The organism is Rodentibacter genomosp. 1 (genome assembly GCF_001999285.1).
GTDB lineage: Bacteria > Pseudomonadota > Gammaproteobacteria > Enterobacterales > Pasteurellaceae > Rodentibacter.
In genome coordinates this window covers 157,247-173,455 of the sequence record NZ_MLHN01000008.1, presented here as the reverse complement: position 1 = coordinate 173,455, position 16,209 = coordinate 157,247, and the positions used below count along the sequence as shown (strand labels likewise).

16 protein-coding genes and 1 other RNA gene are annotated in these 16,209 nt (G+C 39.9%); 2 read left to right on the top strand and 15 right to left on the bottom strand.

What is annotated here, in order from left to right:
• Window positions 1-9: 9 nt before the first annotated feature.
• The 15 genes from BKK54_RS04995 to BKK54_RS04925 all read right to left on the bottom strand — a co-directional run bounded on the left by BKK54_RS04995 (window position 10) and on the right by BKK54_RS04925 (window position 14,176).
• Complete coding sequence (locus BKK54_RS04995; RefSeq protein ID WP_077542022.1) at window positions 10-984, bottom strand: substrate-binding domain-containing protein; 975 nt, start codon at window positions 982-984, stop codon at window positions 10-12.
• Window positions 985-1,132: 148 nt separating this feature from the next.
• The gene (gene araC / locus BKK54_RS04990; RefSeq protein WP_077542021.1) at window positions 1,133-1,990 is read right to left on the bottom strand and encodes an arabinose operon transcriptional regulator AraC; all 858 of its coding nucleotides are present in this window, start codon (window positions 1,988-1,990) and stop codon (window positions 1,133-1,135) included.
• 186 nt (window positions 1,991-2,176) lie between these two features.
• Window positions 2,177-3,262: a 3-deoxy-7-phosphoheptulonate synthase AroG gene (aroG, locus tag BKK54_RS04985; RefSeq protein WP_077542020.1), complete on the bottom strand. Its 1,086-nt coding sequence runs from the start codon at window positions 3,260-3,262 to the stop codon at window positions 2,177-2,179.
• Between the two features lie 106 nt (window positions 3,263-3,368).
• Window positions 3,369-4,616, bottom strand: a complete 1,248-nt coding sequence (gene lolE / locus BKK54_RS04980; protein ID WP_077542019.1) for a lipoprotein-releasing ABC transporter permease subunit LolE — start codon at window positions 4,614-4,616, stop codon at window positions 3,369-3,371.
• Window positions 4,613-5,299, bottom strand: coding sequence for a lipoprotein-releasing ABC transporter ATP-binding protein LolD (gene lolD, locus BKK54_RS04975; protein WP_077542018.1), 687 nt, complete (start codon window positions 5,297-5,299; stop codon window positions 4,613-4,615). Before lolD ends, lolE begins: the two co-directional genes overlap by 4 nt.
• A 3-nt stretch (window positions 5,300-5,302) precedes the next feature.
• A complete protein-coding gene (locus BKK54_RS04970) occupies window positions 5,303-6,484 on the bottom strand; it encodes a lipoprotein-releasing ABC transporter permease subunit (RefSeq protein WP_077542017.1) in 1,182 nt (393 codons plus the stop codon).
• 1 nt (window position 6,485) lies between these two features.
• Complete coding sequence (locus tag BKK54_RS04965) at window positions 6,486-7,433, bottom strand: 2-hydroxyacid dehydrogenase (RefSeq protein ID WP_077542016.1); 948 nt, start codon at window positions 7,431-7,433, stop codon at window positions 6,486-6,488.
• Window positions 7,434-7,620: 187 nt separating this feature from the next.
• Complete coding sequence (gene kdsA / locus BKK54_RS04960; protein WP_077542015.1) at window positions 7,621-8,475, bottom strand: 3-deoxy-8-phosphooctulonate synthase; 855 nt, start codon at window positions 8,473-8,475, stop codon at window positions 7,621-7,623.
• A 12-nt stretch (window positions 8,476-8,487) separates the two neighbouring features.
• Window positions 8,488-9,291, bottom strand: a complete 804-nt coding sequence (locus tag BKK54_RS04955; RefSeq protein ID WP_077542014.1) for a SirB1 family protein — start codon at window positions 9,289-9,291, stop codon at window positions 8,488-8,490.
• Window positions 9,278-10,168, bottom strand: a complete 891-nt coding sequence (gene prmC, locus BKK54_RS04950) for a peptide chain release factor N(5)-glutamine methyltransferase (protein ID WP_077542013.1) — start codon at window positions 10,166-10,168, stop codon at window positions 9,278-9,280. Before prmC ends, BKK54_RS04955 begins: the two co-directional genes overlap by 14 nt.
• Window positions 10,168-10,623 (bottom strand): RDD family protein, encoded by a 456-nt coding sequence (locus tag BKK54_RS04945; RefSeq protein ID WP_077542012.1) that lies wholly within the window; start codon window positions 10,621-10,623, stop codon window positions 10,168-10,170. The genes prmC and BKK54_RS04945 overlap by 1 nt, the downstream gene beginning before the upstream one ends.
• A 53-nt stretch (window positions 10,624-10,676) precedes the next feature.
• Entirely contained in the window at window positions 10,677-11,759 is a 1,083-nt protein-coding gene (gene prfA, locus BKK54_RS04940; RefSeq protein ID WP_077542011.1) for a peptide chain release factor 1, read from the bottom strand.
• 164 nt (window positions 11,760-11,923) lie between these two features.
• On the bottom strand, window positions 11,924-12,460 hold the full coding sequence (locus BKK54_RS04935; RefSeq protein ID WP_077542010.1) for an elongation factor P hydroxylase: 537 nt from the start codon (window positions 12,458-12,460) through the stop codon (window positions 11,924-11,926).
• A gap of 39 nt (window positions 12,461-12,499) precedes the next feature.
• Entirely contained in the window at window positions 12,500-13,567 is a 1,068-nt protein-coding gene (dinB, locus tag BKK54_RS04930) for a DNA polymerase IV (RefSeq protein ID WP_077542009.1), read from the bottom strand.
• 114 nt (window positions 13,568-13,681) lie between these two features.
• Window positions 13,682-14,176 carry a hypothetical protein gene (locus BKK54_RS04925; RefSeq protein ID WP_077542008.1) on the bottom strand — a complete coding sequence of 165 codons (495 nt, stop codon included), beginning with the start codon at window positions 14,174-14,176 and terminating at the stop codon, window positions 13,682-13,684.
• 108 nt (window positions 14,177-14,284) lie between these two features.
• Here BKK54_RS04925 and ssrA point away from each other — a divergent pair.
• Window positions 14,285-14,648, top strand: a transfer-messenger RNA (tmRNA) gene (gene ssrA / locus BKK54_RS04920).
• A 246-nt stretch (window positions 14,649-14,894) separates the two neighbouring features.
• A complete protein-coding gene (locus BKK54_RS04915) occupies window positions 14,895-16,145 on the top strand; it encodes an integrase arm-type DNA-binding domain-containing protein (RefSeq protein ID WP_077542007.1) in 1,251 nt (416 codons plus the stop codon).
• Window positions 16,146-16,209: the final 64 nt, after the last annotated feature.

Genomic DNA, 16,209 nt, shown 5'->3' with positions numbered 1-16,209 from the left:
GAATTTTAGTTAATATAGGTTATCTATATTTTCTTGAGTTACCTTCAATACGTTGTGGAATTGCAATAGTTTTCTCTCTTGATCTACTTTAGCTTGGCCAACATTTGGAATGACCAATCCCTCTTCAATTTTTTCTCCTTTCAATACTTTTGCCGCCACTGCTGCTAAAGCATAGCCTGCATTCGCCGGATCATAAGTAATCCCCATTGTAATATTACCGCTCTTAATTAAAGAAGCGGCTTGTGAAGGAATCATCATACCGAAAACATTTAACTTACCTTTTAATCGTTTTTCTTTTACTGCGAGCCCTGCTCCAATCGGACCTTGTGAACCGAAAGAAATGACCGCTTTAAGATCAGGATGAGCTTTTACTAAATCAATCGTCGTACGACGGGCATCATTAATATTCTCTGCCACCGGCATTCTGCTAGTTACCTCAAACATATCTGGATAATGTTGTTTTTGATATTTCACAAAAAGATCCGCCCAAAGGTTATGTTGCGGAACGGTTAAACTCCCGACATAGAGTACATAACCCCCTTTGCCGCCTAATGATTTTGCCACCTCTTCAACATAATCCGCTGCAAATTGGGTATTATCAATAATTTCAATATCCCAGTCAGCACTCGGTTGACCAACCGATTCATTAGTTAATATAACAATACCGTTTTGTTTGGCCTTTTTCAGTACGGGTTCTAATGCACTGGCATCATTAGGTACAATAGAAATCGCACTGACTTTCTTAGCGATTAAATCTTCAATTAATTTCACCTGCTGAGGGGCATCGGTATTTGACGGTCCCACCTGATAAGCATTAATATGGTTATCTTTGCCCGCTTGAACAACCCCTTCAGCCATACGGTTAAACCAAGGCATACCATCAATTTTTGAAATATTTACCACATCACTTGCAATCGCTGAACTGTAACAAGCAAATGTAAAAAGACCGGAAAGTAAGAAATGTTTGAATGTTGGCTTTTTCATAAGATTTTCCTCATAAAATGAATAATTCCTTAACTTACAACAGCAATTAAGGCTATTAAATATCTTAGTAATTTAATTCAAAAAGCATAGGTAACTTTCTGTTAAGAATATGGAAAAATCCGCTACAGCCAATAAAGTGAGAAATGGATCACATTTTAATTTCACCACTCAACTCACCAACACGAAATTGAGAGGGCGAAAGTGCGGTATGTTTTTTGAAAATTTTTGAAAAGTACAGAGAATCCTCATAACCTAAGGACTTTGCAATTTTATGGACTGGTAAACTCGAGAAGTAAAGCAATTTTTTCGCCTCGCCAATACGTTGCTGTTCACGCCATTGAATCAAACCAATTCCTAGAGATTGTTTAAATAAATGTGAAAGACGAGACTCAGATAAAAAGACCTGATTAGCAAAATATTCAACACTCCAATTTTGTGACAAATTTTCTAAAATTAGATCGCAAACCTTTAATATTCTGCTATCTATTGGTGAAGCATCTTTAATATTCTCCACTGAAACACACTTCATCAGTAAATATTCCAACAACCCGGAATTCATTTCCTTTTTAAGCAAATCATTTGACTCAGACTCTTGTGCAATTTTACTGAAAAGTTGGCTAATTTCTTGAAAAGAAAGCATTTCATTGATAACAATACGCCCAATATTTTCCTTACAATTTGTCCAATTCAACCATTTTAGCCACCGTGGTTTGGGATGAAAATAAATCCATTTATAATGCCAATATTGATATTCGGATTGGCGATAGTAATGCTGAAGCGTATTCGGTGGAAACAGTACAAGTTGCCCTCGTTTAACGGAAAAAAATTGCTTTCCATCAAACACTTTTCCATGTCCAAAGGTAGTGAGTTGTAACATATATCCTTTCATACCTTCCGGACGATCAACGATAAAATCTAGATAATTCCCTTTTTCTATTTGGATAATGCCTGCAAGCAAATCCAATTTAGTCCGTCCATCTGATAAGTCCAATTCATCAAATTTCATAAAAGATGAGATTCCTTAATAAAAAATATTTCTCATTTAAAACCAACCGCACTTTTAACGCAATAAATACTTTGATAAAACACATTAGAGACCATTGAATTCGCATTGCGATGAATTAACCACTCAATAAGAAAAAAGGGCGAAAAACTCGCCCCCTATACACTAAAATGAAACTAAAACTTAAAACTATGCGTTGACGTTGCGACGTGCAATCACCGCATCAGACAGCTGCTTGAGTAAGATCTCCGTATCTTCCCAACCGATACAAGCATCGGTGATGCTTTGTCCGTAAGTAGCGGCTTTGCCATTGACTAAATCTTGGCGACCTTCAACTAAGTGGCTTTCTACCATCACTCCAAAGATTTGTTTTGAACCGCTGGCGATTTGTTTGCTGACATCTTCACAAACGTCCATTTGTTTTTTGAATTGTTTACTGCTATTGGCATGACTAAAATCTACCATAACATGCGGAACACGACCGGTTTTTTCAATTTCTGCGCAGACTTTTGCCACATCTTCGGCACTGTAATTTGGCCCTTTATCCCCACCACGTAAAATAATGTGGCAATCTTCATTACCTTTGGTAGAAACAATGGCTGAATGGCCAAATTTAGTGACCGATAAGAAATTATGGGGTGCTTCTGCAGAACCAACCGCATCTAATGCCACTTTTACCCCACCATTCGTCGCATTTTTGAAACCAACAGCGCAAGATAAACCGGAAGCTAATTCACGGTGAACCTGCGATTCAGTAGTACGTGCACCAATCGCCCCCCAGCTCATAAAATCCGCAACATATTGTGGTGTAATCATATCTAAAAATTCACCGGCAGACGGTACACCAAGATTATTAATATCAGAGAGTAATTTACGGGCAATGCGTAAACCATCATTCAAACGATAAGTATCATTTAAGTAAGGGTCATTGATCAATCCTTTCCAACCTACTGTGGTGCGTGGTTTTTCAAAATAAACACGCATAATAATTTCTAGGCTGTCTTTATATTTTTCACGTAGGGGTTTTAAACGATTGGCATATTCAAGCGCCGCTTTAGGATCATGAATGGAGCATGGACCGATAATCACTAATAATCGATCATCTTTACCATGAATAATATTATGTGTTTCTTGGCGGGTTTGTTTAACGAGTGCCGCCGCTTCTTCGCTAGCGGGGAATTTTTCTAATAGGGCGATAGGCGGTAAAACCTGATCAATCTTTTCGATACGTGTATCATCATTTGCGACGACGATTTTAATTTTTTCTTTTGTCATACATCACTCTCTTATATTTTTTAAGTATTGTGTTTGAAAATTGCAAATACTCTACACTTATTTTCTGTACTAGTAAACTAGTTCATTGTAAAAGTTCCAATATTGTTTAATGGCTGCTCAACACCCGAGCCGGTTGAAGTTTGGCTGCTCGACTTGCCGGATAAAGGCTCGCCAAGAGACTTAAGACTAACGCTGCCACTAAAACTAACAAAACATCTTGCCAATGAAGCTCGCTAGGAAGAAAATCGACAAAATAAATGCCGTCCGATAGCAATTTCTTTCCGAGTAAATATTCTAAGCCTTGAATAAGCGAAGTTAAATTCAACGCCAAAATCACGCCAAGAACGATACCTATTAAACACCCTTTCATTCCTGCTTGCAAGCCGTACCAGATAAAAATACGTTTAATAAACCCATTATTTGCACCTAATGTACGCATAATAGCAATATCGCCTTGCTTATCTTTTACCGCCATCATCAAGGTGGAAACAATATTGAAACAGGCAACCCCGATCACAAGCACCATGGCAATATACATCACGGTACGAATAAGCTGGATATCACGATACATATAGCCAAATTTAGCAATCCAATTTTGTACATAAAGCAACTGTGGATAATCGCTCAACTCAGAATAGTTAAGAGCTTGAACCTTAAAAGGATCGGCAACTTTAAGCTCTACGCCGGTAATTTGGTCTGCTCGATAACCCAATAATTCTTGCGCTTGTGGAAGTGAAAGTAAGGCATAACTGTGATCAAGCTGACCGTCTAAACGCAAAATACCTGTCACTTGAACACGTTCACGATAAGGCTGGGATAATTCTTCTTCATTGGCTTGTGAAATCAGTAGGGAAACCCAATCCCCTTCTTTGACCTCCAACTCTTTTGCGATACCAAAACCGAGTACCAACCCGCCTTCTTTGTCAAACTGTTGCCAGCCATTCCCCTCGACAAACTTTCCGAGTGAGCTCACCTGATCTTGTGTGGTTTTATCCAAGCCTTTTACCTGTACCACTTTCAGTTTACTGCCGTTCTCAACCAATGCCGTAAAACTGACAAAAGGGGAAAGTGCGGTTATTTTTTCATTTGTTTTTAAACGTGCTGAGAGATTTTGCCAATGATTAATCGTTTTCTCATGAGCATTTTCATTCACCATAATTTCAGCATGAGGAACCACAGCTAAGATACGTTGATTTAATTCCCGTTCAAAGCCATTCATGGCACTTAAACCAACAATCAGCACAGCTACGCCCAAAGCAATGCCAATTGCTGAGAATTTGGCAATCAATGCCACCAAAGGATTTTTCTGCTTACCACGCTGATAACGCCAGCTAATAAAAAACGGAGTGTTCATTCTACGTCTTCCCTTAATACCCCATCTTGCATCGTAAGACGGCGGGATAATTTTTCAGCTAACCCCATATCATGGGTAACGAGTAAAAAAGCGATACTTTGTTCCTGATTCAAGGTTTGAATTAACTCGAAAATGCTTTCCGTTGTTTTATGATCTAAATTTCCCGTCGGTTCGTCTGCCAACACTAAAGCTGGATGATTTACCAAGGCACGGGCAATGGCAACACGCTGGCGTTCACCACCTGAAAGCGCTGACGGGCGATGAGAAATACGATGGCTTAATCCCACTGCATTGAGCATTTTTTCTGCACGGTCTTTCGCTTCTGTTTTATTTTGACGACCAATCAACATTGGCATCATCACATTTTCAAGGGCTGAAAAATCTGCCATCAAATGATGAAATTGATACACAAAACCCAAATTCTGATTTCTCAATTTCGCTAATTCTGATTCCGAGGCTTTTTGCAGTGATTGACCTTTAATAAACACTTCCCCACTACTTGGCTGATCTAAACCGCCTAAAGTATGTAAAAGCGTACTTTTTCCGGAACCTGAACTGCCGACAACTGCTACCAATTCATTCGGTTTCATGGCAAAAGACACCCCTTTTAGGACTTGAGTTTGGTTATCACCTTCTTGATAAAATTTACTGATATTTTCACACTGTAATAAATATTGACTCATACTTTACTCATAACGCAATGCTTCCGCCGGCTCTGTTTTTGCCGCACGATAAGCAGGATAAATAGTGGATAATAAAGATAATAAAAGAGAGAACGCAATAACAAAGCAAATTTGCCAAGCTCCTAGTTCAGTAGGCAAAAAAACACTGTTTGGATTGACCGCACTTATGATCGTTGTCAAGTTTAGGGTAATCAATATGCCCAATATTGCCCCAATCAACGTACCGACCAACCCCACGAGCAAGCCTTGGTAAATAAACACTGAACGTACTTGTGATTTCGTCAGCCCTTGGGTTTGCAAAATAGCGATTTCCCCTTGTTTGTCCACCACCATGAGACTCAAAGAGGTGACGATATTAGAAATGGCAACCACGATAATCAGGCTAATCAATAGCCCCATCATATTTTTTTCCATACGCACAGCTTGGAAAAATTCGCCTTTTTGTACACGCCAATCGGTGATTTGTTGCTGAGGGAAATAAGCGGGTAATTCAGTAATTAAAAAAGGATCGGTCAAGAACAAACGATAGCCCTGTGCCTGTTCCGGTTGAATACGCATTAATCGCCCAATATCCGATAAATTGGCAAAGGCTTCGTAACCAGATGCTTCGCTATAATCAAAGTAAATATCACTCACAGTAAACAAACGCTGCATCGGCACACGCCCAAAGGGGGTGTATTGGCTATTTTCCGTAATCATTAAGCGGATTTTATCACCGACATTGACACCAAGTTTTTGAGCCAATTGATTGCCAATTATCAATTTAAATTCACCTGTGGGCAATAAGGTTTCAAAAGGAATACGATCTTGGCCTTCCAATAAAGGATCATCAGAAAAGGATTGTACACCAATCACCTGCCCCGCACTCACGCCTTTAGTTGTTTGATAAATCACTTTTGTGGTGTTAATCGGTACGGCTTTTTGCACAAAGTGCGGTAGATTTTCTAACGGTTTTTTTGTGGAAATTGGTTGCTCTTGACTAATAATGGCATGTGGAATGGAGGAAAGCACTTGTTGCTTTTGATACCCCTCCAGCCCATTCATCACCGAAAGTACGATAATCAGTGCCATCACACCTAAAACAATGCCCAAGCTGGCGAGGCTCGTCACTAATCGCCCAAAACGATCCGCACTTTTCGCTCGCCAATAACGTAAGGCAATATAAAGAGAAATGGGTAAATTCATATTACTTTTGGTTTAATTGTGCGACAAAATCTTCCATATTTTGCGTCACTTTTTTCACTAATGTCGTCACCGCACTATCACTTGCCCACGCAATGTGTGGGGTAATAATTAAGTTTGGCATGGTTTTTGCCGCAAGTATCAACGGATTGTCTTTTTCCGGTGGTTCTTTAATCATCACATCTAAGGCAGCCCCCCCCAAATGCCCACTTGTTAATGCGTTTAATAAGGCGATTTCATCCACTAAAGGCCCACGTCCTGTATTGATTAAGAATGCCCCGTTTTTCATTTGTGACAGGGTTTCCGCATTGATTAAATTTTCAGTTGTTTGAGTCAATGGACAATGTAAAGTCAATATATCCGCTTGCTTTAATACCTCATTAAAAGGCGTATATCCCTCACGGCAAGTTGTCGCATCTTTATGCTCTGCGTAAAGCACATTCATTCCCAATGCTTTAGCCAAACGCCCGACTTCAGAACCTAAACACCCCTTTCCTACGATACCAAGGGTAGAACCCCGCACATCGGTAATCGGATAATCGAAGTAACAAAACTGTTGGCTTTCCCCCCATTTGGCAGAAGTTTGATCACGCAACCAACCGGCAAGACTGTGTTTTAAGGAGAAAATCAACCCCATTACGTGTTCGGGGACGGTGACACTGGAGTAGCCTGTCACATTTTTGACTTCAACCCCTAATTCTTTTGCTGCAATTAAGTCAATGTTATTAGTACCTGTTGCAGTAATTGCAATAAGTTTAAGTTTTGGGAGCTGTTCAAGCGTTTTACGATCAAAAATGACTTTACTGGTAATCACAATATCTGCATTTTTCGCCCGTTCAATAGTTTGATCAGCAGAGGTATGAGGGTATTCAATCCATTCATGCTCAAAACTTGGACGAGGAATAGGAATATGTTTTGGAATAGCGGTACTATCTAAAAATACGATTTGCATTATGTTCTCCTTTTTTATTTAAAAAAGCGCGATCAAAATTTCGGTATTATATAGTGAATACACAAAACAGTTATTTCAATGAAATGACTGCGTGTGTCCAATTATCACATATTTTATAGCGGACACACGCAGTGTGTCCCTACAAATAATCCAGAAAAACCTTCCTATTTTTAACCGCACTTCGCTATTAAATTGACGTATCCAATTCAGGGAAAGATTTAACTAAATCGTCAATGGCTTTCATTTGTGAAACAAAACCTTCCAAAGCTGACAATGGTAAGGCTGACGGCCCATCACATTTGGCGTGATTCGGATTTGGATGTGCTTCTAAAAATAAACCGGCAATGCCCACTGCTAAACCTGAACGGGCAAGCTCCGTCACTTGCTCACGGCGACCACCTGATGCTGCCCCAAACGGATCACGACATTGCAGTGAATGGGTCACATCAAAGATCACCGGGCTACCTTTTGACACTTTTTTCATCACACTAAAACCAAGCATATCGACGATTAAATTATCATAGCCAAAATTTGTCCCACGATCACAAAGAATCACTTTATCATTACCGCACTCTTCGATTTTTTCCACAATATTCCCCATTTGCCCCGGGCTTAAAAACTGTGGTTTTTTTACATTAATCACGGCACCTGTTCGAGCCATTGCTTCCACCAGATCCGTTTGACGGGCTAAAAATGCCGGAAGTTGAATCACATCCACGACATCTGCCACAGGCTGACATTGGTAAATTTCATGTACATCCGTGATAATTTTTACACCGAATGTGGCTTTCAATTCTTGGAAAATTTTTAAACCTTCTTCCATACCCGGCCCTCGGTATGAATGAATAGATGAACGATTGGCTTTGTCAAAAGAGGCTTTAAACACATAAGGCACATTGAGTTTTTCTGTCACTTTCACATAGGTCTCACACACTTGCATCGCCATATCACGGCTTTCAAGTACATTCATTCCGCCAAAAAGAACAAAAGGTTTGTCGTTTGCCAACTCAATATGACCAATTTTTACTAATTTATTTTGCATAAGTTTTCCTTCTTAATGAATAACTTGGCGATCTTTATCAATCTCGCCTTTGAGTTCTAATAGTTGTACCCGAATCAATGCGGCAGTGGGATCTTGCGAACATTTATCGACAAAATACTCTAGATCTTTCAATGCTTGGGAATATGCCCCCATCTGAGCCAATACTAAACCACGATCGCGGATATTATGGGGATCATCAGATTGATGAACTAATGATTCAATATAACGAAACGCCATATCATTATGTTCTTCACGAATGAGGGCATTTTTGGCAAGCTGTTCAAAGCGAGAAAAAAGCTGTTGAATATCTGCACGATCAAGTTCCTCAGATTGGATCTTTGCACCAAATCCAAAAGCTCCTTCATAAAGCTGCTGTAATTTTTCTTGAGAAATGTAGTTTCCATTCCAAGGATCGATAAATGCCACTTGCTCATCCACTTCAGCACGCAAAATTAATTGCGTTGGGAAATTGACAGGATAGATCGGTAAATCTAAGGCTTCCGCAAGGTATAAGATAATTGCCCCAAGGCTCACCGGCATGCCCTCACGATATTCTAAGACATAGGGTAAATAGAGATTTCGAGCATAAAAATAATGTTCAGGATCACAATGAAAACCCCAGTCACCATAGACCAATTGTAATAAATGATGAATACGATCTTCTACCGCCCAATCCGGTGAAATTTCACTACGCGCTTTACGTACCAAATGTCCCATTTTAGCGCGTAACTGTGCTTCAGTGTTCCCTTCATTCTCGGAAATAATATGATAAAAGCTCACAAATTTATCGTATAACGCTCGTTTATAATACTTCATAATTGTCCCAAAAACCGTATGTCACTCGCTCAGTGTCGCCATAATCCCGCAAGGTTGCAATGTTTTCCCAATGATTTTCAACGAAAATTGACCGCACTTTTTCACCTTGTTGCCAACCATGTTCCACTAACAATGCTCCGCTATTTTTTAAATAAGCAGGTGCGAGTTTGATAATATGTTGCAAATCCCCATAACCTTGTTCGGAAGCAACCAAAGCAGAAAGCGGTTCAAAGCGTATATCACCTTGATTTAAATGTTCATCTTTTTCATCAATATAAGGAGGATTGCTGACAATCAAATCATACTTCCCCTCTACATTTTCAAACCATTGACTTTGGAAAAAAGCAACATTGAGTTGATTTTTTTCCGCATTGGATTTTGCCAATTCCACCGCATTCGGGATCAAATCCACCCCAATAATTTTTAATTCGGTCTGCTGTTTTTCACAAATTGGCATTAATTCTGATGCCAACGCTAAAGCAATCGCTCCCGTTCCCGTGCCGAGATCCAATATAGCAAAGTACGGTGGATTTTTCTGGAGTTTTTCCTTCGCTATCATCAAGGCTTTCTCCACTAAAATTTCTGTGTCAGGACGAGGGATTAAGGTGCTTTTAGAAACATTTAATGATAATGACCAAAATTCTTTTTCACCTAAAATATAGGCAATGGGCTCCCCCTTTAAACGACGAGCCAAAAGTGCGGTTAAATTTGACCGCACTTTTTCATCAATCTCCGTTTCATCAAAAGCTAAAATTTGTGTACGGGATTTTCCGGTGGCAAATTGTAATAACACCAAGGCATCAGTTTTGCCGTTTTCATCAGGATTGGCTTGATTTAAGGCTTCCGAGGCTTGTTTCAACCATTGTCGATAATTCATTATTTTTTGTCTTGAACCACTACAGTACCAATCACTAAATCGGTTAAAGAGCGACGATCATCACGTATAAGCGCGACAATTCCACTGATAAGGATTAAAAAACTTGTCCATGCAAGCAATTGATCAATCAGCTCACGCCCAATATATTTGCCAAACGCTATCGGCTGTTGGGTTTGATAATCAAAAACACGTAATCCCAGCCAACGTTTTGCCATTGTCTGACCGTAAGTTTTCATAAAATAGATCTGTAAACCTAAATACAACAAGATAGAAAGAAATCCGGTAAAGTCTCCAAATATAAAGCCGATCGTTAATACAACCCATAAAATCACGCCGTTAATCATACTGGCAAGCCAGCGTTTAAAACGGCTCGCCAACACCGGCTGTGAAGTTTGGAAAAATGAAGAAAATTCCGCATCTTGCACTTTTTGATCCTTTGGATTTTCAACTAACATTTTATTGCTCCCTAAAAGTAAAAAAGAGCATCTGAGATCAGATGCCCTACTCGTTAATTTGTTTCAGATAATGCCGCCAATTGGTCCGCTTGATATTCGGTGATAATCGGCTGAATCAGTTCATCAATTTTACCATTCATCACCTCATCTAAACGATAAATCGTTAAATTGATGCGATGATCGGTAACGCGACCTTGCGGATAGTTATAAGTACGAATTTTATCGGAACGATCGCCTGAACCTAATAAATTACGGCGCATATCCGTTTGTTCTGCCGCTTGGCGTTCTTGCTCCGCTTGGACAATGCGTGAGGCAAGCACCGACATGGCTTTGGCTTTATTTTTATGCTGTGAACGTTCATCTTGACATTCTACCACTATCCCCGTTGGAATATGGGTGATACGCACCGCGGAATCTGTCGTATTAACGTGCTGACCACCTGCACCGGACGAACGATAAGTATCAATGCGTAAATCAGCAGGATTAATTTCCGGCATTTCCGATTCCGGTAATTCCGGCATAACCGCCACAGTACAAGCAGAAGTATGAATACGACCTTGAGATTCGGTTTTTGGCACGCGTTGTACACGATGACCGCCGGATTCAAATTTTAACTGACCATATACGCCATCACCGCTCACTTTTACAATCACTTCTTTATAGCCGCCCTGCTCACTTTCATTCGCACTCAACATTTCTACACACCAACGTTTACTTTCCGCATAGCGGCTGTACATACGGAATAAATCACCGGCAAAAATTCCCGCTTCATCCCCACCGGTTCCGGCACGAATTTCCAAATAGCAGTTGTATTCATCATTCGGATCTTTTGGCAATAAAAGGATTTGAAGTTGCTGTTCCACTTCTTCAATTTCTGTTTTGGATTCTTCAATTTCCATTTGTGCCATTTCTTTCATTTCCGGATCATCTAACAACATTTCCGCTTCTTCAATGTTGTTATTAAGCTGTGTCCAGCGATGAAAACATTTCACCACATCTTCAAGTTGTGCATATTCTTTGGAATAGGCACGGAATTTATCCTGATCACTAATAACAGAAGCGTCACCTAGCAACGCTTCTAACTCTTCATAACGTTCTTTTAAACTTTCAAGTTTTACAATAATGGATTCTTTCATCTTCTTTTATATTTCGGACCTATCATAAAATCCGCGTATTCTAGCTGATTTTAGGGGAAATTGACAATGTGGAAGTGCGGTCACAAAAAACACATTTTTTGAACGTTGTTTTTTTTGCTAACAGTGGCGAAGCCATAAATAATCGTATAAAACCAACCGCACTTTTAAATACGCGTCACATCAAATTTACTCAAATCAATACGATCTTCCGTGCCATAAAAATCCGCTAAGGCTTTTCGTAAGGTCTCCGCCCGTTTCGGTAAGCCTCTTTCCGCATAACCTTTTACCTGTTCATACACGGCTTGTTTAAAAGGTTGGGTATCACCGGGATTACCATTAAGATTATCCGCACTGGCAAAATAGCGAAAACCAGCGGCGGTTGCCAAAATCCATTCCAATGCCTGCGGCTTTACTTCAACTTTTTCAAAATCACGCTGACGCGCTTCCGAGCGGCCGTCCGGCTCATACCAATAGCCGAAATCTTCCAATTTACGGCGTTCTTTGCCGGCAACCAGCCAATGGGCAATTTCGTGCAATGCACTACTGTAGAAACCTCGTGCAAAATAAATGGCGTTATAGGGGACACTTTCATTTGCCGGAATGTAAATAGGTTCTTCCCCGCCTTTTACAAGGCGCGTGTTGTATTCCTGTTCAAAGCATTGATTAAAAATGTCAATAATATCTTCTAATTTATGTTCCATAGTTCTCTCATCAATGGTATTCAAAGTGCCGAGATTATATCACCAAAGGCTCATTTGCTCCTGTTTATTTTCCTCAGGTAAATTAACGTGTAATCCAATTAACCGCACCGTTCTTCCATTACTACGTTGCCAAATTTGCCCTAATAATTGCTGAAACCCCGATAATGACAGTGACAACCCTGTTTTTTCTAAGGTGGTCACTTGAAAATCCTCAAATTTAAGTTTTACGCCTATTTTACGAAACGCAGATAATGGTGTATTTGGCACACTACGTTCAACACGCTGAATAAGTTCGGTGTAAAGTTTATCCAGCAACACAATTCCTTGTTCCAAATGATGGATATTTTCTACCAATGTACGTTCTACGCCCACAGATTTACGTTCCCGATAAGGTTGCACTTCCCGTTCATCAATGCCATGGCTAAAATCCCAAATCCGCTTACCTATTTTGCCAAATTGATTGAGTAATACGGTTTGATCTAATCTTTGAACATCAGCACAGGTTTCAAGCCCCATTTCTAATAAACGCTGTGATGTGATTTTTCCCACACCGGGGATTTTCTTTAAAGGCAAGGTTTTAACAAATTCCTCTATCTCGTCCGGTTTAATTACAAATTGTCCGTTCGGTTTATTCATATCAGAGGCAATTTTGGCAAGAAATTTAAGAGGAGCAATACCTGCCGATGCCGTCAATTTGAGTTCGTCAAAAATCGCTTGGCGAATTTCTTGTGCAATCCAAGTGGCGGAACCTGAACATTTTTCGCAATCCGTCACATCCAGATAGGCCTCATCCAATGAAAGAGGTTCAATGATGTTGGTATAACGGCGAAAAATTTGATGGATTTGCAATGAAACCTGTTTGTATAACGGCATATTGACGGGTACAAGAATAAGATTCGGACATTTTTTCACTGCCTGTGCGGTTGGCATTGCGCTATGTAAACCAAATTTTCTCGCTTCATAATTACATGTTGTTAAAACACCACGCTGGCGGGAACTTCCACCAACAGCAACAGGTTTTCCTCGCAAAGCAGGGTTATCACGAATCTCTACCGAAGCATAAAAACAATCCATATCAATATGAATAATTTTGCGAGTGAAAAACATAAATCAAAGTGCGGTTAAAAAACAGGTGTTTAGTATAACGGGAAGAAAACCACTGTTCAACTATACATGTAAAATAAGCCTACACATTGGCAGGCTTAAGCTAGGAGGAAATGATTAACGTTCGTGAAGTTCTTTTTTATCACTAAAACGAATAATCCGATCAATTGGGTAAACATCAATTCTAGATTGAGAATCCATAAAAATCGGTCTGAATTTTTCTTGAATCTGCACAAAAGGAATTTGTAAATTAATTGATAATGAATGCCCCGGCATTAATGGTGATGTAAGATCCAGTTTCATATCTTGATTATGAATCACTTCACGTTTGCTCACATAAGCATTGAGCCATTGAATAGCTGAAATGGGTTTATTACCAATATTTGTCACCACATATTTAAATACAGCTAACGCCTGACCGTTATTATCAACAGTTAATTGACGATTCTCAATATGAATTGAGGCGGCTTGTGAAACAGACTTCATTTCAGCCACACTTTCTTTTTTGGTAGCAACTTTTACCTCCTCTTTTTTAGTAGGAAGAGCAGAAGCATTTATCGCTAAAAATAATGCACTCATCGAAGCAATAACAAGAGATGTCAAATTTTTCATTCTATTTTTCCTTTCAATAAAAAGTGGGCGAATTCTAACCCAATAAAAAAGCTTTATGAATAGATTCTTTTACTTCGCATCTTTTTTTGATAAACTTACGCCCAATTTGGGGCTGATTCTGGATTCGACGGGATTAGCAAAGCCCAAGGTGCACGTCGAGGTGCGGTAGGCCTCGTAAATAAACCGCAAAAAATAGTCGCAAACGACGAACAATACGCTTTAGCAGCTTAATAACCTGCATTTAGCCTTCGCGCCCCAACTTCCGCTCGTAAGACGGGGATAACGCGGAGTCAAACCAAAACGAGATCGTGTGGAAGCCGCCGTTTGAGGATCGAAGCATTAAATTGAATCAAACTGGCTTAAGTTTAGCGTGTCTGTCCGCATGCTTAAGTGAAACTAAAGACCGACTAAACGTGTAGTACTGAAGGTAGAGTGATTTCGGACGCGGGTTCAACTCCCGCCAGCTCCACCAAATTGAAATCCAACACAATCCAACAAGAACCGATAAAGCCTTGAAAACACTCACTTCAAGGCTTTTTTTATTGTCCAATGCGAGCCAACGAGATACTACTAAATCCTTGAGTTTTAGTTATACGTTTAGTTATACTGCTCACCAATCAACAAATCACGTATAACTAAAAACTCACGAAGGCTTGATATTTAAGGCTTTATTGCTGATTAGATTTTTTGTTAGTTATACGCAGAAAAGGCGGTTATTTTGGCACGTATAACTAAACCACTCACGAACACAGAGATAGACAAATCCAAGCCTAAAGATAAAGATTACACTTTGTCTGATGGATTGGGGCTTTATTTATTGATTAAATCAACCGGTGCGAAACTATGGCGGTTTAATTACTACAAACCGCTAACCAAAAAACGGGCTTTAATTGGATTGGGAAAATATCCCGATGTTTCACTATCACAAGCAAGGGAAAAACGGGAAGAATTAAGGGCTTTGCTTTCTCAAGGTATCGATCCGCAAATTCACCACCAACAGCAAGAAGAAATCAAACACAAAGAATTAATCAATACCTATGAATCGGTTGCTTGGGCGTGGTTCGAATATCGAAAAACAAAAAAGAACTTTTCGCTTGATTATCAAAAAGACATAGAAAGCCTCATTAAGCGGAATCTACTCCCCCACTTTGGACACTTGCCTATTTCTCAAATTACCGCCCCTTTAGCCTTAAAAGCCTTTAAGCAATATCAAGACGAGGGCAAATTAGAGAAACTCAAGCGCACGATTCAAAAACACAACGAAATAATGACCTACGCCCTACACCGTGACATTATATCGGTGAACCCTACCGCCAATATCTCAAAAGAATTTGATAGTCCCACTGTTGAACATTTCAAAACTATCAAGCCGGAAGACTTGAGCGAGTTTATTTACACCTTAAATCACGCTCAAATTCACTTACAGACACGTTATTTAATCCTGTGGCAACTTCTCACCATGACACGCCCAAATGAGGCGGCAACAGCACGCTATGAGGACATTGACGAAACCACAAGACTGTGGACGATTTACATTCAAAAAGGCATTAAAGAAAACGACAAGGGGCGCATTCATAAAATAACCCTGTCACGCCAAGCCCTCGCCATATTACGGGAAATCAAGAAATTGAGCAGTGGCAAAACTTATCTATTCCCCAGTGTGAAAAATCCTCAAACCCACGTAAACACGCAAACAGCAAATGCGGCTATTAAACGAATGGGCTATGCCGGTAAGCTGGTGGCGCACGGTTTACGCTCCATTGCCAGCACTTACCTTAATGAGCAAGGTTATGATAGCGAATTAATCGAGGTGGCGTTATCACACATGAAATCAGACCGGATAAAAGCCGCTTATGACCGTGGCGAACGATTAGAGCAACGATTCAAATTGTTGCAAGTATGGGGCGATTTTATTGAGGAATGTTCTCAAGGTGCATTACCTAAACATCATTTGCAAATGGTTGTTTAAATCTGAAATAAAGTGCGGTCAAATTTCACCGCACTTTTTCTTTTGACTGGATATAATAACAGGT